The sequence below is a fragment of the Microbacterium sp. genome, assembly GCF_032084865.1.
Classification (GTDB): domain Bacteria; phylum Actinomycetota; class Actinomycetes; order Actinomycetales; family Microbacteriaceae; genus Microbacterium.
The window spans coordinates 1-21,320 of the sequence record NZ_DAMDLU010000040.1; the positions used below are offsets into that span (position 1 = coordinate 1).

General features: G+C 69.9%; 16 protein-coding genes and 1 pseudogene. 2 read left to right on the forward strand and 15 right to left on the reverse strand.

Translation table 11 applies throughout. The annotated features are described in order from the left end of the window. From RT309_RS06025 to RT309_RS06060, 8 genes are all read right to left on the reverse strand, one after another. Window positions 1-1,086, reverse strand: a 1,086-nt coding sequence (locus tag RT309_RS06025; RefSeq protein ID WP_313355973.1) for a glycosyltransferase family 4 protein, incomplete at its 3' end; no start/stop codon positions are given. Beyond that, a complete protein-coding gene (locus RT309_RS06030) occupies window positions 1,083-2,543 on the reverse strand; it encodes an oligosaccharide flippase family protein (protein ID WP_313355974.1) in 1,461 nt (486 codons plus the stop codon). The genes RT309_RS06025 and RT309_RS06030, both read right to left, overlap by 4 nt. Then, a complete protein-coding gene (locus tag RT309_RS06035) occupies window positions 2,540-3,658 on the reverse strand; it encodes a DegT/DnrJ/EryC1/StrS family aminotransferase (RefSeq protein WP_313355975.1) in 1,119 nt (372 codons plus the stop codon). Before RT309_RS06035 ends, RT309_RS06030 begins: the two co-directional genes overlap by 4 nt. Continuing rightward, window positions 3,655-4,281, reverse strand: coding sequence for a NeuD/PglB/VioB family sugar acetyltransferase (locus RT309_RS06040; RefSeq protein WP_313355976.1), 627 nt, complete (start codon window positions 4,279-4,281; stop codon window positions 3,655-3,657). The genes RT309_RS06035 and RT309_RS06040 overlap by 4 nt, the downstream gene beginning before the upstream one ends. Then, complete coding sequence (locus RT309_RS06045; protein ID WP_313355986.1) at window positions 4,278-5,402, reverse strand: DegT/DnrJ/EryC1/StrS family aminotransferase; 1,125 nt, start codon at window positions 5,400-5,402, stop codon at window positions 4,278-4,280. Before RT309_RS06045 ends, RT309_RS06040 begins: the two co-directional genes overlap by 4 nt. 17 nt (window positions 5,403-5,419) lie before the next feature. After that, window positions 5,420-6,439 carry an NAD-dependent epimerase/dehydratase family protein gene (locus tag RT309_RS06050; RefSeq protein WP_313355977.1) on the reverse strand — a complete coding sequence of 340 codons (1,020 nt, stop codon included), beginning with the start codon at window positions 6,437-6,439 and terminating at the stop codon, window positions 5,420-5,422. Then, a complete protein-coding gene (locus RT309_RS06055) occupies window positions 6,436-7,497 on the reverse strand; it encodes a Gfo/Idh/MocA family oxidoreductase (protein WP_313355978.1) in 1,062 nt (353 codons plus the stop codon). Before RT309_RS06055 ends, RT309_RS06050 begins: the two co-directional genes overlap by 4 nt. A gap of 65 nt (window positions 7,498-7,562) precedes the next feature. Further along, on the reverse strand, window positions 7,563-12,536 hold the full coding sequence (locus RT309_RS06060) for a DUF4082 domain-containing protein (RefSeq protein WP_313355979.1): 4,974 nt from the start codon (window positions 12,534-12,536) through the stop codon (window positions 7,563-7,565). Window positions 12,537-12,758: 222 nt separating this feature from the next. On the opposite strand from RT309_RS06060, the gene RT309_RS06065 reads away from it, so the two are divergent. Further along, complete coding sequence (locus RT309_RS06065) at window positions 12,759-13,361, forward strand: acyltransferase (protein ID WP_313355980.1); 603 nt, start codon at window positions 12,759-12,761, stop codon at window positions 13,359-13,361. A gap of 270 nt (window positions 13,362-13,631) precedes the next feature. On the opposite strand, the gene glmM is transcribed toward RT309_RS06065, so the two are convergent. Genes glmM through rplM form a run of 3 tightly spaced genes read right to left on the reverse strand, consistent with a single transcriptional unit; the run spans window position 13,632 to window position 15,972 of the window. Then, window positions 13,632-14,996: a phosphoglucosamine mutase gene (gene glmM / locus RT309_RS06070; protein WP_313355981.1), complete on the reverse strand. Its 1,365-nt coding sequence runs from the start codon at window positions 14,994-14,996 to the stop codon at window positions 13,632-13,634. A gap of 17 nt (window positions 14,997-15,013) precedes the next feature. Then, entirely contained in the window at window positions 15,014-15,499 is a 486-nt protein-coding gene (gene rpsI / locus RT309_RS06075; RefSeq protein WP_071640480.1) for a 30S ribosomal protein S9, read from the reverse strand. Between the two features lie 26 nt (window positions 15,500-15,525). After that, a complete protein-coding gene (rplM, locus tag RT309_RS06080) occupies window positions 15,526-15,972 on the reverse strand; it encodes a 50S ribosomal protein L13 (RefSeq protein ID WP_313355982.1) in 447 nt (148 codons plus the stop codon). Window positions 15,973-16,427: 455 nt separating this feature from the next. Here rplM and RT309_RS06085 point away from each other — a divergent pair, with 455 nt between their 5' ends. Then, a complete protein-coding gene (locus tag RT309_RS06085; RefSeq protein ID WP_313355983.1) occupies window positions 16,428-17,417 on the forward strand; it encodes a DUF559 domain-containing protein in 990 nt (329 codons plus the stop codon). Window positions 17,418-17,705: 288 nt separating this feature from the next. Here RT309_RS06085 and RT309_RS06090 read toward each other — a convergent pair whose 3' ends face one another. From RT309_RS06090 to RT309_RS06105, 4 genes and pseudogenes are all read right to left on the reverse strand, one after another. Then, window positions 17,706-18,374 carry an endonuclease/exonuclease/phosphatase family protein gene (locus tag RT309_RS06090; RefSeq protein WP_313355984.1) on the reverse strand — a complete coding sequence of 223 codons (669 nt, stop codon included), beginning with the start codon at window positions 18,372-18,374 and terminating at the stop codon, window positions 17,706-17,708. Window positions 18,375-18,437: 63 nt separating this feature from the next. Beyond that, the gene (truA, locus tag RT309_RS06095; protein ID WP_313355985.1) at window positions 18,438-19,286 is read right to left on the reverse strand and encodes a tRNA pseudouridine(38-40) synthase TruA; all 849 of its coding nucleotides are present in this window, start codon (window positions 19,284-19,286) and stop codon (window positions 18,438-18,440) included. A gap of 52 nt (window positions 19,287-19,338) precedes the next feature. Further along, a complete protein-coding gene (locus RT309_RS06100) occupies window positions 19,339-20,406 on the reverse strand; it encodes an SbcC/MukB-like Walker B domain-containing protein (RefSeq protein ID WP_313355987.1) in 1,068 nt (355 codons plus the stop codon). After that, window positions 20,369-21,320 (reverse strand): annotated as a pseudogene (locus RT309_RS06105) (hypothetical protein); the annotation flags it as partial. The pseudogene RT309_RS06105 and the gene RT309_RS06100, both read right to left, overlap by 38 nt.

Consider the following 21,320-nt stretch of genomic DNA (forward strand, 5'->3'; position numbering starts at 1 on the left):
GGCCGCCCACGCGTGCCGGTAGGCGGCGAGCAGGCGGCGCGCGGTCGCCTCGAGCGAGAACCGCTCGACGACCTCGCGGCCGAAGGAAGCCAGCGCGCGGCGTCGGCCGGGGTCGGTCAGCAGCGGCTGCAGCTGCTCGATAAGCCGATCGACCGGGCGATCGTCGCCGTCCCCGATGCCGTACCAGCCCTGCCAGAGGAACGTGTCCACGCTCTCAGGAGTCAGCGTGCGGAAGAAGCCACGCTCGCCCTGCACGATCAGCGGCTTGCGGAAGGCGAGCGCACGCAGCGCCGATCCGCCCATGCCGAGCACGATGTCAGCCGCGTCGTACGCCGCGCGGGGGTCTGCGAGCTCGCCCGTGAACACGACGCTGCGGCGTCCGCTGCGGGCCTCCGCTCGCGCCGCAGCCCGCTCCATCTCGGCGCGCGAGCGTCCGTCGCCGACGATCAGCAGCTGGAAGGATGCCGGTCCGGTCAGCTCCGCTGTCGCCTCGATGGCGGTGAAGATGCCCTCCGCCTTGAGATCGGGGACGAGCCGGCTGACGCACACGACCACCGGCCGCTCGTCGAGCCCCCAGTGCGCACGGAAGGCCGCGGTCTCGGCCGGATCGAGCGGCGCGTTGTGCGTGAGATCGACCAGCGGTTCGATGAGGTCGACGTCGACGCGTCCCGCAGCCTGCTCGGCGGCGCAGATCTGCTGGGTGCCGACGATGAGCGGCAGGCTTCTGGGTAGAAACGGGGCGACGGCCATCGACATCACGGTGCACACCGAGGCGACGTCGGGAAGCCTCTCGGTGGCCATGGCCGCCTCGAGGCCGGGCGGCCACTCGTACCCGTGCACCACATCGACGCTCCGCTCGCGGACGACGCGGCGCAGGTGCCGCACGACGGACAGCGACGGACGCCGGCCGGGCTCGGGAGACTCGATGAACTCGACGCCGAGTTCCCGCACGCGGGTGAGCAGACTGCCCGGCCGCCCGTACACGATGCACTCGTGCCCCATGGTGTTCAGGGCGCCGGCCAGTTCGATCGCGTTCATCTGGCTGCCGCCCATGTCGAGGTCGTGGGGGTAGACGAGGATCCTCATGCGACGGCTCCCTTTCGGGACGCGGCCGCGCGAAGCAGCCGGATGTCGGCGCGCTGCCACCAGCACAGTGCGGCGATCACGAGCACCGCGAACACACCCGAGGCCGCCGCGGCGATGAACGGCACGTCGAGCACGCGGGCCAGCAGCCACGCGACGACCCAGGTGGCGAGGCCGGCGGCCAGGGGAACCGCGACCGCGCGGACCATGGCTGCGACCCGGACGCCGATCCCACGCAGGCTCATCACATACAGCGGGGCGACGATCACCAGCCCTGCCGCGCACTGCACCGCCGCGATCCCGGCCACGCCGTACGGCTCTGCGACCAGAAGCATCAGTGGCAGCGCCGCCGCGAATGAGCAGGCCTGGATGATCAGCAGGGTGCTCGACCGCCCGGCCACGACCAGGTAGTCGTACGACAGCTCGAACCAGATCTTCAGCGCCGCGAACGCGGCCAGCCACAGCAGCGGTGCCGCCGCAGGCATCCACGATTCTCCGTACACGAACGCGACGACAGGCTCGGCGGCACCGCTGATGGCAAGGCAGGCCGGCACCGAGACGCAGGAGAGGATCGCGAGGACGCGGGTGAAGTTGCGTGACATCCGCTCCGGCTCCGACTTGAGCGCCGAGAACGCGGCGGGCGCCACGGCGCGCAACGGAGACGAGAAGATCGACACCGGCCAGCTGGCGAGGTTGAAGGCGAGCACATAGAAGCCCAGCGCCTGCGCGCCGAGCAGGGAGCCCACCACGACCTGGTCGGCGTATCCGGACGCGAAGACGACGATGCTGGCGGCCGCGAGGGGCAGCCCGAAGCGCAGCAGCCGCCGCACGATCACCGGATCCCACCCGAACCGGTACGGCACCGGCGACCAGTGCAGGAGCAGGATGCCGAACACGATGGTCGCGACGAGCCGACCGATGGCCAGGCTCATCGCACCCCATCCGAGCAGGGCCAGCACGAGCGACAGTCCCGCCCCCAGCCAGGTGTTCACCTGATCGGCGATCGTGCGCTCTTTCTGCCGGAACTCGCGCTGCAGCACGGCCGCCGATGTGGCGACGAAGCCGTTCAGCAGGATGGAGGCCCCGAGCACCTGCACGACGGGGGTGGCCCGCACATCGCCCAGCGCCGTCGAGATCGCCGGCGCGCCGACGATCACGATCGCCGTGAGCAGGGCGCTGCTGATCACCGCGATCGTGTTCACCGTGGGTGCGATCTTCGCGGGATCGTCACGCCAGCGGATGATCGCCAGGCTCACGCCGAGCTCGTTGAAGCTGAGCACGGCGAGCAGCGTCACCGTCGCGATGGCGAAGATGCCGAACTCCTCGGGCCCGAGTACCCGCGCGAGCACGATGCCGATAGCGAGCGTGCCCAGCCGCGAGACCACCGTGTTCCCGAAGCTCCATCCGAACGCCCGCGACGCGCGCTGCGTGACGGAAGTCTCGGGGGGATCGGTGCTCATGCCGGCACCGATGCCCGTACCGCCGTGCGCAGGGCGGCGGCGACCGCCCTCTGCTGCTCTTCGGTCAGATGCGGGAACATCGGCAGGGACAGGATGCCGGACGCCGCAGCCTCGGCGACCGGGAACTGCCCGGGGCGGTGGCCGAGACGGGCATACGCCTCGGTGAGCGGCACGATGGTCGGGTAGTGGATGCCGGCGGCGATGCCGTTCTCGGCGAGCGCGGACAGCACGCGGTCGCGTTCGTCGACGCGGATCACGTACAGGTGCCAGACATCGTCGTTGCCGGGCACCACGCGGGGAAGGCGGATGCCCTCGATGTCGCCGAGCAGTTCCGCGTAGCGTGCCGCGGCGGCACGTCGGGCGTCGTTCCAGCGTTCCAGGCGGCGCAGCTTGGCGCGCAGCACCGTGGCCTGCACGGCATCCAGCCGAGCATTCATGCCGATGTTGTCGTGCACGTACTTCACCGAGCTGCCGTGTGCGGCGAGGTTGCGGATCAAGGCTGCGGCGCCGTCGTCGTCGGTCATCACCGCGCCGGCGTCGCCCGCCGCGCCGAGGTTCTTGCCGGGGTAGAAGCTGGTGGCCGCGATGCGGCCCATCGCACCGGCCCGGCCCGCCGCAGACGAGGCGCCCTGCGCCTGCGCGGCGTCTTCGATGAGCGCGATACCCCGGCGCTCGGCGATCGGCGCGATGCGCTGCACCGGTGCGGTCTGACCGAACAGGTGCACCGGCACGATGGCCCTGGTCCGCTCGGTGATCGCCGCGTCGACGGCATCCGGGTCGATCAGCAGATGCTCATCGTCGACGTCGACGAACACGGGAACCGCACCGATGCGCGACGCCGCCTCGGCGGTGGCGATGAACGTGTTGGCGGGCATGATGACCTCGTCGCCCGGGCTCACGCCCGCGGCGCGATACGCCAGCTCGAGGGCATCCGTTCCGTTCGAGACGCCCACGACGTGCGCGACGCCGATGTAGTCGGCGTACTCACGTTCGAACGCGTCGATCTGCTCCCCGCCGATGAACGCGGCCGAGGCGAGCTGGTGCTGCCACACCGGCAGCACCTCGTCGACGATCTCGGCCTGCTGCGCGGCCAGATCCAGGAACGGAACCTTCATGTGCTTCTCCCCAGTGCTCGTGCGGGCACCCCTGCCCACGTCTGATCTTGCGGTACGTCGGCGAGCACCGCTGCTCCCATGCCGACGGTGGACCCCGCACCGACCGTCAGTCCCTGCCTGACCGACGCATTCATGCCGATGTACGCCGCCTCGCCGACGTGGACGCCGCCGCCGAGGGCTACGCCGGCGGCAAGCGTGCTGAAGTCGTCGAGCACGTCGTCGTGCGTGATGGTGCAGTTCGGCATCACCACCACGTGGCACCCCACCCTGGCGTCGGCGGTGACGACGGTGCAGTCCAGCAGGATGCTGCCGGCGCCGAGATCACTCGATCGTCCGATGCGGGCCGAGCGGGCCACGAAGACGCCGTATCTGTCGTCGGCGACACCGGCGTCGGCGAGCCGGCTCACGACGGCCCGTCGGGATGCGCCGGGGCCGATCGTCACCAGCAGCTGCTCGTCGCGCTGCGCGGCGAGCGCGATCGGACCGATCACCGGCACGCCGGCGATCTCGGTGCCGTGCGTGGCGCCGTCGTCGTCGAGGATGCCGGTCACCCCCGCGATCCCCGCCGCGAGGACCTCACGGGCCAGTCCGCTGGCGCCGAGCAGCAGCAGCCCCTGCGTCATGCCGATCGACCGCCTGCGCCGCGCAGCACCGCGATGACGCGATCCTGATCGGCCTCGCTGAAGGAGTGGTACAGCGGCAGGATGAGCGTGCGGTCAGTGAGCCGCTCGGTCACCGGAAGGCCGCCGGCCGGTGTGAGAGTGCGGTACGGCGGCTGCCGGTGCGCGGCCATGATGCCGCGGCGGGCGGAGATGCCGGCATCCGCCAGCGCCTCGAGCAGTCCCTCCCGCTCGAGGGGATACTCGTCTTCGACCTCCACCCAGAACGACTGCACGTTGCCGGTGCCGTAGTCCGGGTCCTCGATCGCGCGCAGGCCGGCGACGTCGGCGATGCTGCGCCGGTAGCGGTCGGCGAACTCGCGGCGCCTGGCCACGATGCGCGACAGCCGTCCCAGCTGCACCAGGCCGACCGCGGCCTGCAGGTCGGTCATGCGGAAGTTGTATCCGACCTCGGTGTACTCCTCCGCCGGCGGCAGCACTGAGCGATGCCGCTCGGTGGCCGAGACACTCATCGCATGTTCGCGCAGGTGCCGGGCCCGGGCAGCCCATTCCTCGTGCGCGGTGGTGAGCATCCCGCCCTCGCCGGTGGTGAGCAGTTTGCGGGGGTGGAACGACCACGCCGTGATCTCGGCCCCGGCGCCGACCGGACGCCCCCGGTAGGTCGAACCGGCGCCGCACGCGGCGTCTTCGATCACCACGATGCCGTGCGGATCCGTCACGGCGCGCACATCGTCGAGATCGACCGGCACCCCGCCCTGGTCGACGGCGATCACCGCACGGGTGGCCGGGGTGAGCGCAGCCTGCACCGTCTGACCGGTCACGTTGCCGGTGCGGGCATCGACGTCGGCGAACACCGGGTTCGCGCCGGCATGACGGACGGCGTTGGCTGTGGCGATGAACGAGAACGACGGGACGACGACGTCATCCCCGGGGCCGATCCCGGCGACGATCAGCGCCAGGTGCAGGGCGGTGGTGCAGCTCGTGGTCGCGACGGCGTACGGCGCCTGCATGGCGGCGGCGAACTCCTCCTCGAACCGGGCCACCCGCGGCCCCTGAGCGACCCAGCCGCTGCCGATCGCCTCGGCCACCGCGTCGATCTCCTCCTGGCCGAGCCAGGGGACCATGACGTTGATGCGTTCGCTCACCGCGGCACCTTCTCCCAGTTGCGGTCCTCGATGCGCGCGAGCATCTCCTGGGGCGAAGTCGGCCGACTCCGGAACCACTCCACGAGATCGCGCACCCCGTCGGCGAAGTCGACCCGCGGCGCGTAGCCCGTCATCGCGGTCATCTGCGACGACTCGGCCAGCAGCCGCCGGACGTCGCCCGGGCGCGGGTCGAGGTGCATCGGCAGCAGATCCTCACGGCCGGCCGCAGCGGTGACCACCGATGCGAGCCGGTTGATCGTGATGTCGGCCCCCGACCCGACGTTCACCGTCTGCCCGATCGCCTCGTCGGACTCGGCCAGCGCGATGATCCCCCGCGCCGTGTCTGTCACGTGGGTGAAGTCGCGGGACTGCTCGCCGTCACCGTAGATGATCGGAGCCTCGTCGCACAGTGCCCGCACGATGGTGCGGGGGATCACCTCGCCACTGTCGCCCTCGAAGTGGCTGCGCGGCCCGTAGGCGTTGAACGGGCGCACCACCAGCGCGGGGAACCCGTGCGTGCGGAAGGCGGCGCGGGCGTAGGCTTCTCCGGCGAGCTTGCTCGCGCCGTACACGGTCTCAGGGAACGTCGGATGCCCCTCGTCCATGGGCGCGTACTGAGCAGAGCCGTACACCTCACTCGAGCTCACATGCACATACCGCCGCACGCCGGCACGGCGGGCCTGCTCGACGAGGGAGAGGGAGAGGGTCGCGTTGACGTCGTGGTTCTCCTGCGGGTCGTGGAGGCTGTGCCGCACACCCAGGCAGGCGAGATGGAAGACGACGTCCGTCTCCGCCAGCAGCGCCTCGAGATGCTCCGATTCGCGCGCGTCTACGGTGTCGAGGCGCACCCGGGGGTCGTTGAGTGCGCCCTCGAGGTTGTCCTCTGTGCCGGTGACGAGGTTGTCCACGACCACGACGGATGCGGCGTCCTGCTCGACGAGGGCGTCGACGAGGTGGCTGCCGATGAATCCGGCACCTCCGGTCACCAGAACTCGGGAGCCTTCGATCTGAGTCATGAGTTGTCCGATCTGTGAGTGGTGTGTACAGGGTAGGGGGCGCCGGCGGCCTCCAGGCTGCCGCGGGCCGCTTCGAGGATCGACAGCACCCGCAGGCCGGAGGCGCCGTCGGTGCGCGCCTGCCGCTTCTCCCGGATGGCGGACGCGAACTCGGCGGTCATGCTGGACAGCGCCTCCTTCTCCGGCAGCGCCGGAGACCACGTGTCGCCGAGCCGGTAGGAGATGTGCGCCGCGCGCGCGTCGCTCGTGGTGGTCTTGGACTGCTCGGCGAGATCGACGCCGCGGTCGTAGACGCTGAGCCGCTGCTGCGGGTTCAGGTCGTCCCAGACGAGGGTGCGCTTGGTGCCGCCGATCACCATCTGGCGGATCTTGGTCGGGCTGAGCCAGTTGACGTGGATGTGCGCGATGGCGCCCCCGGAGAGCGGCATCGTGAGGTACCCGACGCACGCCTTGCCCGTGTGCAGGGGGTCGGCTCCGTGTGCGGCGACGGTCTCTGCGTCGAGCCCGTGCGGCAGCACGAAGTCGATGATCGACAGGTCGTGCGGCGCGAGGTCCCAGAACACGTCCACGTCGGGCTGGATGAGACCCAGATTGATGCGCACGCTGTCGACGAAAAGGATCTCGCCCAGTTCGCCTGCGGCGATGAGCTCGCGGATCTTCAGGACGGCCGGGGTGTAGCAGTACGTGTGATCGGCCATCAGCACCAGGCCGGATGCGCGGGCCGTCTCGACCATCTCCGCGCCGCGGCCGCGCTCGTCGGCGAGCGGCTTCTCGACGGTCACGTGCTTGCCGGCGCGCAGTGCGGCCATCACGATCGGATGGTGTGTGCGCGCCGGGGTGGCAACGGCCACCGCGTCGATCGAGGGGTCGGCGAGCACCTCGTCGAGGCTGGCCGAGACGGCCACCCCGCCGACCCGATCGGCCACCTGCTGGGCGCGTGCGATGTCGAGGTCGCAGATGACCGCGAGATCCCAGTCCGGGCTCGCGGAGAAGTTCCGCGCCAGGTTGGGGCCCCAATAGCCGGCCCCGACCACAGCGACGCTGAGTCGTTCAGTCACTTCGGTCCTTTTCTGTCATGTCGCCCTCCCCTGGCGTCACGGCGTCTACTCGATCGGCGCGACTGTCACGTCGACCCAGCAGTTGTTGTTGGACAGATTGACGGGGAAGTCTGTGCTGTACGCCCGCGCATCGCCGAAGATGGCGAAACTGCCGGGGCCGACGCCAGCGAGGTGCGCTGCGTCACAGTGAGCTGCGCGGCAGGCGCGGCGGTGGCGTCGGGAGTCGGCGCGGGCTCCGGAACCGGAGCCGGAGTCGGCGCGAGAGTCGGCGTTGGAGCCGGAGCGGGGGCGGGAGCCGGAGCCGGAGCGGGGGCCGTCGCGGCGCCACCGTCGAAGGTGATCTCGGCGTCGACGAAGTAGGCCGATGCGTTCCACGACGACGTCGGGAAACCTCCGCCGACGACGTACCGGTACCGGCCGTTGGCCTCGGACAGCCCGATCACGCGCCCGCTCACCCGCTCGGCGCTGAAGTAGCCCGGCTCCGCGGCGTAGTGGCCGGACGGCGCGTAGTAGGACACGACGTACCCGACGCCCGGTTCGAGGGGCACCGGGCTCGCCAGGACCGCCCGCTGCCACCCGGCGGAGCTCTCGGCGGAGAACGCGACCTGCGCCAGCATCGTCCCGTCGGTCTTCCACAGGGTCCCGACATGAGGCCCGTCGTTGCCGGCGCCCTTGTAGAACCGGATCGCCGTCGCGGTGCCCGGCTCGGTGATGCGGAACGCCGTGCCCGTCTCCACCGGGCTCGAGTCCTGCGCCGCGACAGTTCCGGGCGTTACCGACCCGAACAGGGTCTCCGTCACTCCGACAGGCGCTGCGGCGGCCGTCGTGAACGTCCACCCCTCGATCCGCTTTCCGGACAGCAGGACATCGACGGCGTACCCGGTCACCGCCATGAGCGGCTGCGCCGGAGTGAAGGTGACGCGCCTGGTGGCGGCGTCATACGCGCTGGATCCGGTGACGCTCCCGCCCTGGGATGTCCGCACTGTGATCTGCGGGGAGCTGCCGGCCACGTCGCGGTCGAACACCGCGCTCACGGCGGCACCCACGGCCACGTCGGTCGCGCCCCGTGCCGGAACGACCGAGGTCACCACTGGTGCGTCGGCTGCGGGGGTGAACTCGACGTCCACGAAATAATCGGTGCTGTTCCACCCGTTCGTCGGCATGACTCCGCCCGTGCCGTAGCGGTAGCGACCGTTGTCGGGCGACTCCGCGGTGAGCGGGCCACTGGTCACGGGTGAGGCGAACCCTCTCGGGGTGTAGGAGTATCCGCCGTTCGGCGCCAGGTACGACACGGTGTAAACGACGCCGGGGGCCAGCGGCACCGGTGCCGAGAGCGCCGCGCGCTGCCAGCCGGAGGCGGATTCTCCCGCGAAGGTCACCGTCGCGAGTCTCTGCCCATCAGGTCCCCACAGCGATCCGGTGTGCGTTCCGGTGTTCGCTCCCGACTTGTAGAAGCGGATCCCGGTGACAGCACCGGCGCCGGCTGTGCGGAACGCCATGCCGAGCTCGACCGACGCGGTGCTGCTCTCGGACTGCACCTGCGGCACGCGATCCCCGCGCAGCGTGACCACCGGGGAGGCATCCTGAGCGGCGACCTCGAACGACCAGGTGGTATCGGCCACCTGGCCGCCCTGCGCACCGGTCACACCGGAGAGGGTGACTGTCACGTCTGCCCCCGCGGGCAGTGTGGATGCCGGGGTGAATCTCACCGTGCGGCGGTCCGTGTCCAGAGTCCAGCTGCCGGGCACGGCCGCGCCGTCAGCAGTGACCGTGCCCGTGAAGCTCGCCGCGAGCGGTGCGCTGTAGGTCGCGGCGATGGCCTCCGTCGCCGATGCGTTCACGGAGCCGGCCGGGGGCGAGGTCGCCACCAGCGTCGGCACCTGCACGACGGGCTCGAAGACGACGTCCACCAGATAGCTCGTGGTCGACGACGAACCGGGGAAGCCGTCCTGGTAGGTGTACGCACCGCCGCCGGCGTTCACGGTCAGCGGCCCTCGCTCGAAGGGCGAGGAGAACTCACCGGGGCTGGCGGAGTAGCCGCCCTGCGGAGCGACGTACGAGGCCACATAGGTCTGCCCGGCGGTGACCTGCACCGGCGTGGTCAGCTCGGCGGTCTGCCAGCCGTAAGCGGAGTCGGCGACGAACGTCACCGAGGCGAGCCGCGTGCCGGTGGCTGTCCACAGCGCACCTGTGTGCGTTCCGTTGTTACCGGCGTCCTTGAAGTACTTGATCGCGGTGATCTGGCCGTCTGCGGCGGGTGTGAAGCGCACCCCGAGCGTGACGAGAGCCTTATCTGCGTCGGCGTCGATGACGGGACGGGCGTTCTCCGAGTACAGCGTGCACGGGCACTCGCCCAACGGCAGATCGGCTCGCGCGGTGGTGAACGTCCACGCCGCGGTGGACGGCAGCGTGGCACCCGCGGCATCCGTGCCGACCGGAGTCGCCGTGTAACGCATACCGGCGGCGAGCTGCGCGGTCGGCACCAGAGTGACCGTCCTGCTGGTCGCGTCGTAGCCGACGGTGGCCTGAACGGCGGTGCCGTCGGCGCCCGTCAGGGTGAGCCCCGCCGTGGCGGGATCGACCGGACGATTGAATCGAGCGGTGACGGTCGTGTTCAGCGGCACGCTGGTCGACGTGGCGACCGGTGTGCGCGCGATGATCGCCAGCGGTGAGCTGTCGGCGGGCTGGAACGTCACGTCCACGTAGTAGTTCGCGTCGCCGTAGGTGCGAGTGGGGAACGTCCCGGGCCAGCCGTAGACGCCGGGGCTGGCGGCGCCCACCCCTGATTCCACGGCGAGAGGCGAGGAGCCGGCGGCGCGATAGGGCCAGTAGTCCTCCACGTACGCGTAGCCGCCCTGCGGCGCCGTGTATGAGACGACGTACGTCATGCCGGCGCGTACCTCGACCGGGGTCGAGAACGATGCCGATTGCCATCCGACATCCGTCTCGTCGGCGAACTGCACGCTGGCCAGCCGCTGCCCGTCCTCCGACCACAGCGAGCCGGTGTGCACGCCGTCGTTGGCGCTGCCCTTGTAGAATCTGACGCCCGACACGTGACCGTCGACCTCGGGGGTGAACCGCAGGCCGACCTCAACGCCCTGCGTGTCATCGGCCGAGGGACGCGTGGGAATCGCCGAGCCCCAGACGGTGTACGGGCCGGTGACGTCCACCGAGACGGTGGTTCCGCCAGTGGAGAAGTTGCCGCTGTCGTCGACGGCACGGGCGATGAGATCCACCGCCCCCTTGCCCTGCTGCACGTACGTGTAGGTCCAGCTGGTGGTGCCCTCCGCGGGGTGCCAGCTCGTTCCGCCGTCGACGGATACCTCGACGCCGGCGACGCGGCGTCCGTCGGAGGCTGTGCCGCTGATCGTCACCGACGAGCCGTGCGGGATCTTCGCGCCTGCGGCCGGGGCGGTGATCGAGGTGACCGGCGGCGTGGTGTCTGTGCTCTTGCTCGCCTGTACCAGGCCGATCATGAGCGATCCCGGCTGCGCCCCCATGTCGGCGAGAAGGTTCACCTGGGCCTGCTGCATGCGCGCATCGGCGGGCGCGCCGTCGCCGTCGTGCACCTGGTCCAGCCCCCAGCCCCACTGCACGGTGCCCGCGCCGAAGACGAGAGCTCCGCTCGCCGCGCGGTACAGGGTCAGGTGATGCTTCGTGGTTCCCGGCACGACGACGTTGCCGTAGTCGGTGAGGTACTGCGGCGTCGGTCCGACGGTGGTCGACAGCCTGATCAGCCCCGCGGGGCGGAAGCCGTTGTCGACGTCCTCGTCGGATTCGTAGCCGATGGTGTGCGCGGCGAGGGGCTGCGAGGTGCCGGCGGACATGCTGGCGAGCGACGTGTGCCGCCACAGGCGCAGCCTGCCCTCGGCGCTCGACACCGTGATCGGCAGATCCGTGTTGTTGCTCATGTAGATGGTGCCGGTCAATGCGTTCTCGGGCAGGGTTCCCCCCTGTTCTGCCTTCGCCAGCCGCGGGTCGCGCCAAGTGCCGGTCCACTCCGCGGCGGGATCGATCTTCGCGTTCGCCCACGTCTCCTTGTACGACACCAGTGTGCGGTACGGCGTCGCAGAGGCGTCGGCCGACGGCTCGTAGCGGGTGCGCCAGTAGACCTCGTTGCCGGAAAGGAACTGCAGGTTGACGCCGGCATCCCGAGCTGCCTCCACGTTGGCGCGCTGCGCGCCCGACCAGTACTCGTCGTGTCCGACTGAGAGGAACACCCGGTGATTGAGCAGCAGTGAGCCGTGCCGGTCGGCATCCACTCCGGAGATGTAGCTCATGTCGTACCCGTTGCGCTCCAGGAAGCGGACGGTGGCGTACTCGGCGCTGAAGTAGAAGTCGCGGCCCGAATCGTTGCCGCGGGTGGCGAAGGGACGGTTGTAGCTGATCTTGAACGATCGGCCGTTCGCTGCGCCCTGGTAGAAATCCGAGCCGCCATAGGTGTTGTAGGCCTGCCAGGTCGGGTCCGAGGTCTGGAACACCACGTTGGAGTGCGAGTCGTCGTCGCGGACGATGAAGATGATGTGGCTGGATCCGCCGGTGTCAGCTCGGGTCAGCTTCGCGATGTAGACGCCGGAGACCGCGTCGGCCGGGACGCTCCAGCTCGCGGACACCGCCCAGCTGCCGCAGTCGTACAGCTCGGTCGTCGCGTCGGAGATGCACTCGTCCTGCCGCTGTGGGAGCGTCGCCGTCACCGGAACCGACTGGATGAAGCGCGCGCCTTTGCCCTGATACCAGCCGGTGCGGTACACGTCGATCGAATAGGCGGTGGCGTCGGTGTCGATCTTGAAGGCGATGCTGCTGCCGGCATCGACGCTGATGTCGGTCGCGAAACCCTGGATGCTGTCGTCGCCGGCACCGCTGATGTCCCACTCGTCGGGATCGGCGCCGGGCTTGAGGTTCTCGCAGACGATGGGGTTGACGCCAGCGCCGCACGGGCTTCCCGCCGCTTCTGCCGGTGCGGCAGCGCCGCCGAAGGCGGTCACGACGATCGCCAGCGCCGCGGCGGATGCCAGAATGCGCCGTACGCGTTCGCGCATGCGAACGGTCTGCCCAGATGTGTCCATTTCCCCAGTCCCCACGCATGGCTCGCTCGTCGAGCGAACCATGTCCCCTTATCAGGATCCGGATCTGCGTCTTGTCCCCTTGCGCGTGATCCGAACCCTGCCCGCTCCGAAGTGTAGCGGTAACCGCGCGATCCAGACAGTACTTCGTGCGCCGCCTCCTATGCTGGCCTGACATGACGGATCAGGAGGCCAATCATGAGCAGCATCCCTGACACCAGCATCGCTGCGACCGCCGACGTCGACCCGCGTGCGCTGGTGGGAGAGCGCACCAGGGTGTGGCACCTGGCTCAGGTGCGCGAGTTCGCGCAGGTGGGCGTGGACTGCAACATCGGCCGCGGCGCGTACGTCGGCCCCGGCGTGCAGATCGGCGACAACTGCAAGCTGCAGAACCACGCACTGGTCTACGAGCCCGCCCGTCTCGCTGACGGCGTCTTCATCGGGCCCGCCGCGGTGCTCACGAACGACGAGTTCCCCCGGGCGGTGAACCCGGACGGCTCGCTGAAGTCCGGCGACGACTGGCAGGCCGTCGGCGTGATCATCGAGCAGGGGGCGTCCATCGGCGCCAGGGCGGTGTGCATCGCTCCGGTGCGGATCGGAGCGTGGGCGCTGGTCGCGGCCGGAGCGGTGGTGACGAAGGACGTGCCCGCACACGCCCTGATGGTGGGTGTGCCGGCGCGGCGCATCGGCTGGGTCGGACGTGCCGGTCGCCCGCTCGAGCGGGACGGCGACGAGTGGGTCTGCGGGACGACCGGCGAGCGCTATCGCGAAGAGAACGGTGCTCTGCTGCCGACCGGCTGAGCGCGGTCACGACCATTTCGTCTGGTGGGGCCAGCCGTCGGCGCTCCCGCGCGGGCACCCGACTAGACTCGAAGCGCGACGCTGTCACATGCGTCGCTGGCGCGGTCCGGCATCCCCAGTGCCTCGCGTCAGATGCGGAGCTGTCCCCAGCGGCCCGTGTCAGCGGCCCCTGCTGAGTCCCCACTCGCCGGGGCCGCGCCCGTCTTCTCTGCCGGGCATGCGAAAAGGCGGCCACCCGCGAGGGTGACCGCCTTTCTGACCGGAGGCGTTTCAGAGCGCGAGGTGCTGACGCACGGTGCGCGCCAGTGACTCGGCGTGGGAGTTCGCGGTCTCGGCATCCGCCGCCTCGACCATCACACGCACGAGCGGCTCGGTGCCCGACTTGCGCAGCAGCACCCGGCCGGTCGTGCCCAGCTGCGCTTCGACGTCCTTGACCGCGTCCTGCACGCCGGCGTGATCCGAGACGGCGTCCTTGTCGACGTCCTTCACGTTGATCATCACCTGCGGGTAGACCGTCATGATCGACGCCAGTTCGGCGATGGACTTCTTCTGGCGCGCCATCTCGGCGACCAGGTGCAGACCGGTGAGCAGGCCGTCGCCGGTGGTTGCGAAGTCGCTCATGATCACGTGACCCGACTGCTCGCCGCCGAGCGAGTAGCCGCCCGTGTTCATGTCTTCGAGCACATAGCGGTCGCCCACCCCGGTCTGACGCACGGTGATGCCCTGCTCGCGCATGGCGATGTGCAGACCGAGGTTGCTCATCACGGTGGCGACGAGCGTGTCGTCGACCAGCTTGCCGCGGCTCTTCATCGCCACCGCGAGGATGGCCATGATCTGGTCGCCGTCGACGATCTTGCCGTCGGCGTCGACAGCGAGGCAGCGGTCGGCGTCGCCGTCGTGTGCGATGCCGATGTCGGCTCCGACGCGGATGACCTCCGCCGCGAGCTTGTCGAGGTGGGTCGATCCGACGCCGTCGTTGATGTTCAGGCCATCGGGATCCGCCCCGATGACGGTGACCTTGGCGCCCGCCGCGGTGAACACCTCGGGCGAGGCGCCGGATGCCGCGCCGTTGGCGCAGTCGAGAACGACGTGGATGCCGTCGAGCCGGTGCGGCAGCGAGGCCAGCAGGTGCATGACGTAGCGATCCTCGGCATCCGAGAACCGGATGACGCGACCGACGTCGCCGCCGGTGGGCTGCAGCTTCTCGCGCGACTCGATGTGCTCTTCGATGCGCTGCTCGACGACATCGGGCAGCTTCACTCCGCCGCGGGCGAAGATCTTGATGCCGTTGTCGGGCGCCGCGTTGTGCGAGGCCGAGATCATCACGCCGAAGTCGGCGTCGATGTCCGAGATGAGGAACGCCGCGGCCGGCGTGGGCAGGATGCCCGCATCGAGCACATCCACGCCCGACGAGGCGAGACCCGCCTCGACGGCGGCGCTGAGGAAGTGCCCCGAGATGCGCGGATCACGCGCGACGACGGCGGTGAGCCGCTTGCCGGCGGTGCGACGCGCGTCGGCGATACGGCCCTGGCCCAGGACGACAGCAGTCGCCTGGGCCAGGTGGAGCGCAAGTTCGGCGGTGAGGAGCTGACCGTTGGCCAGCCCCCGCACGCCGTCCGTTCCGAACAGTGCCATAACAGGAACTGCGCGGATCAGCGCTTCGAGTACTGAGGAGCCTTGCGGGCCTTCTTGAGACCGGCCTTCTTGCGCTCGATGACGCGAGCGTCGCGCGAGAGGAAGCCGGCCTTCTTGAGGGTCGGGCGGTTGTTCTCGGCGTCGATGTTGTTCAGCGCACGGGCGATGCCGAGGCGCAGCGCGCCGGCCTGGCCCGAGTCGCCGCCACCCGAGATGCGGGCGATGACGTCGTACGCACCCTGCAGGTTCAGCACCGTGAAGGGGTCGTTGATCAGCTGCTGGTGCAGCTTGTTCGGGAAGTAGTCCTCGAGCGTGCGACCGTTGATGGTGATGGTGCCCGAGCCGGGAACCAGACGCACGCGGGCGATGGCCTGCTTGCGACGGCCGACAGCGGCACCGGGAACGGAGAGCACGGGGCGGGGAGCCGACTCCTGGACCTCTGCCTCAGGGCTCGAGGTCGAGAAGGTCTGCGGGAATTCGGTGGTGTCCTGGATTTCAGCCACGAGTATGTCCTTAAGTCTTACGGCGCTTACTGGGCGACCTGGTCGAGGGTGTACGGCGTGGGCTGCTGAGCGGCGTGCGGGTGCTCGGCACCTGCGTACACCTTGAGCTTCGACAGCTGCTGACGACCCAGGGTGTTCTTCGGGAGCATGCCGCGGACGGCCTTCTCCACGGCGCGAATCGGGTGCTTCTCGAGGAGCTCGGCGTAGCTCGTGGCGGTCAGACCGCCCGGGTAGCCGGAGTGGCGGTAGGCCATCTTCTTCTGGAGCTTCTGACCCGTGAGGGCGACCTTCTCGGCGTTGACGATGATGACGAAGTCACCCACGTCGACGTGCGGGGCGAAGGTCGGCTTGTGCTTGCCACGCAGGATTGCTGCTGCGTGCGATGCCAGGCGGCCGAGAACGACGTCGGTGGCGTCGATGACGATCCAGTCACGCTGGACCTGCCCGGCCTTCGGGGTGTAAGTGCGCGTCACGATAGTGCTGCTTTCTTGATTCGAACGGAGAGGTTCGTGAATCCCACTCCGGGGTGGGTTCCGTCTCGAGGATCCGAGGGGAACACGCGCCAGTGGAGGGCTCACGTTCGCGGGTGCGACCGCAGTTGATCACACACCAAGGGTCAAGCTTACAGCATCCGGGGGCGGGGGACGAACTGCGGGCCGGGGTGCTTGGTCGAGTGGTCCCACATGGCTGCATCCCCACGCATGAGGCGACCATATGGGCCACCCGAGTCGCGGCGCCCTCACCCACCGGCCCGCGCTGTCGGCCGGTGGTCTCACATGGCTGCATCCCCACGCACGAGGCGACCATATGGGCCCACCCGAGGCGTCGCAATGATCCTGCACATGCGCTGCCTGCGCCGGATTCTCCCCCGATCGTGGAGCCGGCACGTTCGCGAGTCGGGGGCAGAGGCGAGAGTGGACGGATGCCGATGACACCGAGCAACCTGCCGAGCGCGCTCGGCGCGCGTTTCAACGTCGGGAGCGGTCGCGCGGCAGGGCTGACGCGCGGCCGGATGCGAGCAAAGGACCTCGACCGGCCGTTCCACGGCGCACGCCGCACGGTCGCCGACATCGCCGCGGAGCAGGACGCGATCACCCGAGACACCGAGCCGCTCGCCCTCACGCGGACGACCACACGCCTGGTGCGCTCGAAGGCGCTGTCGTACCTGCAGGTCGCCGCTTGCGGCAGCTTCATCTGCGGCGTCAGCGCCGCCTTGCTGCGCGGCTATCCGGTCGATTCCTCCGACACGCTCGACGTGGCGGTCTTCGCACCGCGCAGGGCGCCGAAGGGGCGCGGCGTCAAGGGACGCACCATCAGGCGGCATCTGGTCGACATCGAGGAGCTCGACGGCATCCCGACCTCTTCTTCGGCCAGCACCTGGGCGATGCTCGGACGCGACCTCAGCGTGCGCAAGCTGATCATCCTCGGGGATGCGATGGTCAGAATTCCGCGCGATGATCACGGGATTCCGCATCCGGAGCGGGCTGAGGCGACGATCGAGCAGCTGCAGGCTACGATCGACGCGGGTTCACGGGCCGGGCTGAAGAAGCTGCGCACCGCGCTCGATCGGATCCGGGTCGGCTGCTCGTCGCCGCTCGAGACCGAATACCGGCTCGACAGTGAGGACGCAGGTCTGCCCGAGCCGGAACTGGATGTCGGCATCTACGACGATCGAGGCCGCAGACTGGGCATCTCGGAGTTCGCCTATCGGCAGTACCGTGTCGTGGTCGAGATAGAGGGCGATCACCATCGCTCGTCGAAGCAGCAGTGGAATCGAGACCTGCAGAAGTATCGCGACTACGCGAACGCCGGCTGGGAGGTCGTGCGGGTGACCGCACACGACATCCGGACGCAGCGGAGGGCCGCTCGCATCGTGCGCGAGGTCCTGATGCGGCGGGGCTGGCGCCCTCACCTCTGAGGGATGTGCTCCGCCCCCCTCGCGAGTGGGCCCATATGGCGGCATCCCTCACCCGGAGGCGACCATATGGGACCACCCGGCCAAGCGAGGCCGACATCACGAAGCCGACACTCTCTCGAGTGGGCCCATATGGCGGCATCCTCCGCCCGGAGGCGACCATATGGGACCACCCAGCCAAGCGAGGCCGACATCACGAAGCCGGGCACCCCTCGCGAGTGGGCCCATACGGCCGCATCCGGCGCCCGGAGGCGACCCTTTGGGACCACCCGGCCAATCCAGCCGCCGCGACTACACGGCCTCGGCCGTCACGAGGATGGGGCGGTGATCGCTCGTGGCCTGCGGCAGGGTCGTGATCTTCGAGATGTCGAAGCCGACCGAGGTGGCGAAGTCGTAATGGCCCTTGAACACCCGGTAGCGCGTGTACGTGCGGTCGTCGCTGAGGGTCAGGGTGTACCCGTGCTCGCGCACGGTCTGACCGAGGCTCTCCTTGAACACGGGGTAGTTGTAGTCGCCGACCATGAGCAGAGGCAACCCGGGGCCGAGCTCCTGCAGGGCGTCGAGTCCCGCCCTGATCTGGTTCCGGCGCAGCGAGTTGAGCGCGGTGAGCGGCGCGGCGTGGAACGAGGCGACGATCAGCCCTCGCCCGGTGTCGATGTCACGCAGCCGCGCGCCGAGCACGCGCTCGTTCGCCGGCTTCAGCACCCGGTCGTGGAGCGACTTCTTCAACCCGATCGTGCGCACCTGCTCGACCTGGAACAGGTTGCGCCGCAGATACATCGCAAGCCCCAGGCGATTGCCGCTGGTGGTGTGCACGAGCGACAGCCCGCCGATGGCATCCCGAAGGGCGGTGGTGTCGCACTCCTGCAGACAGAGGATGTCGGGATCGTGCTGGGCGACGAGCGCCGTCAGCTCGGCTGCGGCGCGATGCTTGCGAAGGTTGTACGAGATCACTCTCATGTCCGCCACGTTACCGCCGTGGTCAGAGCACGCGACGGGGTTGCGCCCGACGCCTGCGTGCGACTATCCCTCGTCGCGGTCGCGCCGGGCGCGCGTCTGTTCAGCGCGGGATGCCAGCAGCTCATCAGCCGGATACCCGACCTCGACGAGAGTGAGTCCCCTCGCCGGCAGCACCTTGAACGCGCTCGTGCGGGTGAGCTCGTCGCGCAGCCGTGCGACGTCGTCGACCTCGAGCTTGCCCTCCCCCACGGCCGCGCACGCCCCGACCAGCGCGCGCACCATGCTGTGACAGAACGCGTCGGCCTTCACCTCCGCGACGAGCACGCCGTCGCGATCGCGCGTCCAGCGGTAGTCGAGCAGGGTGCGGATGGTGGTCGCCTCGTCGCGCGGTTTGCAGTATGCCGCGAAGTCGTGCAGACCGATGAGGGTGCGAGCTGCGGCATCCATCCGCTCGACGTCGAGAGCGGCGCGGATCGTCGTCGTGTCGTTGCGGCGCATCGGGTCGTAGCCGACCGTCGCGTCGGCGAGCCGGTAGCCGTACCGGCGCCACACCGCCGAGAACCGCGCGTCGAAACCCTGCGGCGCGAGGCTGGTGCGGGTGACGGTCACGTCGGGGTAGTTGCCGAGAACGCCCCGGATGCGACGGGCGAGCGACCCCGCGGGATCCGTCGCCGCGTGGCCGTGGCGCGTCTGCAGCCGGGCCCACTGCGCCTCGTCGAGGTCGACGTGCGCGACCTGGTCGGAGGCGTGCACCCCGGCATCGGTGCGGCCGGCGACCACCAGCTGCGCCTCGGATCCGATGATGCGCGCGAGCGCCGCCTCGAGCGTGCCCTGCACTGTGCGCAGGCCGGGTTGCTTCGCCCAGCCGCGGAAGTGGGTGCCGTCGTAGGCGATGTCGAGACGGATGCGCACCTGTTCAGCCTAGATGGGTCGGTTCTCGTCGCCACGGCGGACGCCGCAATGGTCAGGCGACGGCGACCTTCGGCTTCGCCCACGACCGACCGCGGGTGTCCTTGAGGATCGTGTACTCCACATCGACGTGCGGCTCGATCGCGCTGTACTTGTCGTTCGGCGCGCCGATCACGAGCTGGAAGCCCAGCCCCCGCCACGCGCCGATCGCGCGCTTGGTGAAGTGCGCGTCGGCCTTGATCAGCGCCTCGTCCATGAACACCGGGGCGTAGCGCGGACGCGACGCGCCGGCATCCCCCAGCTGATATCGCAGAGCCGCGCCGACGATGAACGCGACCAGCTCCTGCGACTCACCACCCGACTTCTCGCCGATGTGGTCGTACAGGGCGACGTGCTCGCCCGTCTCGGCGAGCACCCGCTCGGCCGACACCCGCACGTGGTTGCGCACGTCGATCAGCTCGGCGAAGTCGGGCGCGGTGCGACGCATCCGCCCGATCAGACGGCTCATCCGCTTGTACGCGTGCTCGCGCTCGTCGTCGGTCGATGCCGCCTCGATCAGCCCGCGCACCTCGCGCAGCTCTCGACGGAAGCGCCGGCGGGCCTCGGACTGGTTCTCGCGCGGCGAGATCTGCAGGCGATGCCGGTCGTCGTAGAACGGCAGCTCGCGCATGATGCTGTTGATCGGCTCGATGCGCTCCCTGATCTCGCGCACCGATCGGCTCAGCGTCGAATCGAGGCTGGTCAGGTCGTTGCCCGAGAGCCCCAGCAGGCTGTCGCGCCATTCGCTCTCGAGCTCGTGCAGCCCGTTCGTGCGCAGCGCCTCGAGGATGCCGAGGAACTCGGGCACCGAGGCATCCGGATCCGGCAGCAGGTTGAGGTTCGGCCACCTCTCGAGGAACGACGACATCAGCTGCCGCATCCGCTCGCGCTGCTCGTCGTGCGCCTCCTCAGCCGCGCGGCGGTCGGATGCCAGGCGAGCCGCCGCCGACGTCAGCGCCAGGTCGAGCCGTGCGAGGCGGTCGCTCGCCGACGCCCCCGCGCCCGCGCTCGTGCCCTCCCCCGCACCGCGGTCGAGCATGAACCGTTCATCGAGGAACGCCGCCTGCGCATCGCCGACCGACATCTCCGATGCCTCGTCGACCACCCGCTGGCACTCGTCGACGTCGTCGGTCACCGCACCCCAGCGCTCCTGGGCGTCGGCGCGCTGCGCGCCGAGCGCGCCGATCTCGTCGCGCAGCACGGCGGCGCGCACCTTCAGGCTCTCGGCGCGCTCGCGCCTCGACGGCCTGCCAGCGCTCGACCTCCGCCACGAGCGACGCGACGTCGACCTGCTCCCAGGTGAGGTCGTGGATCATCGCGAATGCCGTCGAGCGCTGCTCGATGGCATCCATCGCCGCCTCCGCGTCGGTGACCGCGGCGGTCGCCGCAGCGACCTCCGCCTCGAGAGCCGCGGCCTGCTCGTCGAGCGCGCGCAGGCGCCGCTCGTTCGAGAAGCCCAGCACGTTCTCGCGCCCGTGTCCGCCGTGCGCGCCCCGACTGCCTTGCGACATCTGACCCGCGATGGTGAGCGCCATCGAGTGCGCCCCCAGCTGCGCCGACGAGTCGACGCACACGAACCCGAAGCGCTCGTCGAGGCGCTGCTGCAGCCAGCCGGTGAACGGCGTGGAGCGGTGGTCAAGACGCCCGGGCAGGGTTCGCGCATCGGCGTTCGGCGACTCGGCCAGCCCGGTCTGGACGCCCTCGTAGCGCAGCCGGATCGGCAGACGCACCTCGTCGATCGCCGCCCGGAACCGGTCGATGTGCGCGTCGTCGAGCAGGATCGTCGTCGCGAACCCGCCGAGGGCGAGATTGAACGCCTCGCGCCAAGGCTCGAACTCGGTTCGAACCTCGATCAGCTCGCCCACGAACGGCAGGTCGTCGACGTCGAGACCGGCCGCCTCGGCCAGCAGCACGCGCGCCCGGTCGGGGGCGGGAGGGATGCTGCCGCGCAGCCGATCCGCCTCCGCCCGCTCCTCGGCGAGCGCACGGCGGCGCTTC

Coding starts and splice junctions, on each gene's coding strand:
- RT309_RS06030 (WP_313355974.1), bottom strand. CDS start 2,543: ATGAGCACCGATCCCCCCGAGACTTCCGTCACGCAGCGCGCGTCGCGG.
- RT309_RS06035 (WP_313355975.1), bottom strand. CDS start 3,658: ATGAAGGTTCCGTTCCTGGATCTGGCCGCGCAGCAGGCCGAGATCGTC.
- RT309_RS06040 (WP_313355976.1), bottom strand. CDS start 4,281: ATGACGCAGGGGCTGCTGCTGCTCGGCGCCAGCGGACTGGCCCGTGAG.
- RT309_RS06045 (WP_313355986.1), bottom strand. CDS start 5,402: ATGGTCCCCTGGCTCGGCCAGGAGGAGATCGACGCGGTGGCCGAGGCG.
- RT309_RS06050 (WP_313355977.1), bottom strand. CDS start 6,439: ATGACTCAGATCGAAGGCTCCCGAGTTCTGGTGACCGGAGGTGCCGGA.
- RT309_RS06060 (WP_313355979.1), bottom strand. CDS start 12,536: ATGCGCGAACGCGTACGGCGCATTCTGGCATCCGCCGCGGCGCTGGCG.
- RT309_RS06065 (WP_313355980.1), top strand. CDS start 12,759: ATGAGCAGCATCCCTGACACCAGCATCGCTGCGACCGCCGACGTCGAC.
- glmM (WP_313355981.1), bottom strand. CDS start 14,996: ATGGCACTGTTCGGAACGGACGGCGTGCGGGGGCTGGCCAACGGTCAG.
- RT309_RS06085 (WP_313355983.1), top strand. CDS start 16,428: ATGACACCGAGCAACCTGCCGAGCGCGCTCGGCGCGCGTTTCAACGTC.
- RT309_RS06090 (WP_313355984.1), bottom strand. CDS start 18,374: ATGAGAGTGATCTCGTACAACCTTCGCAAGCATCGCGCCGCAGCCGAG.
- RT309_RS06100 (WP_313355987.1), bottom strand. CDS start 20,406: ATGTCGGTCGGCGATGCGCAGGCGGCGTTCCTCGATGAACGGTTCATG.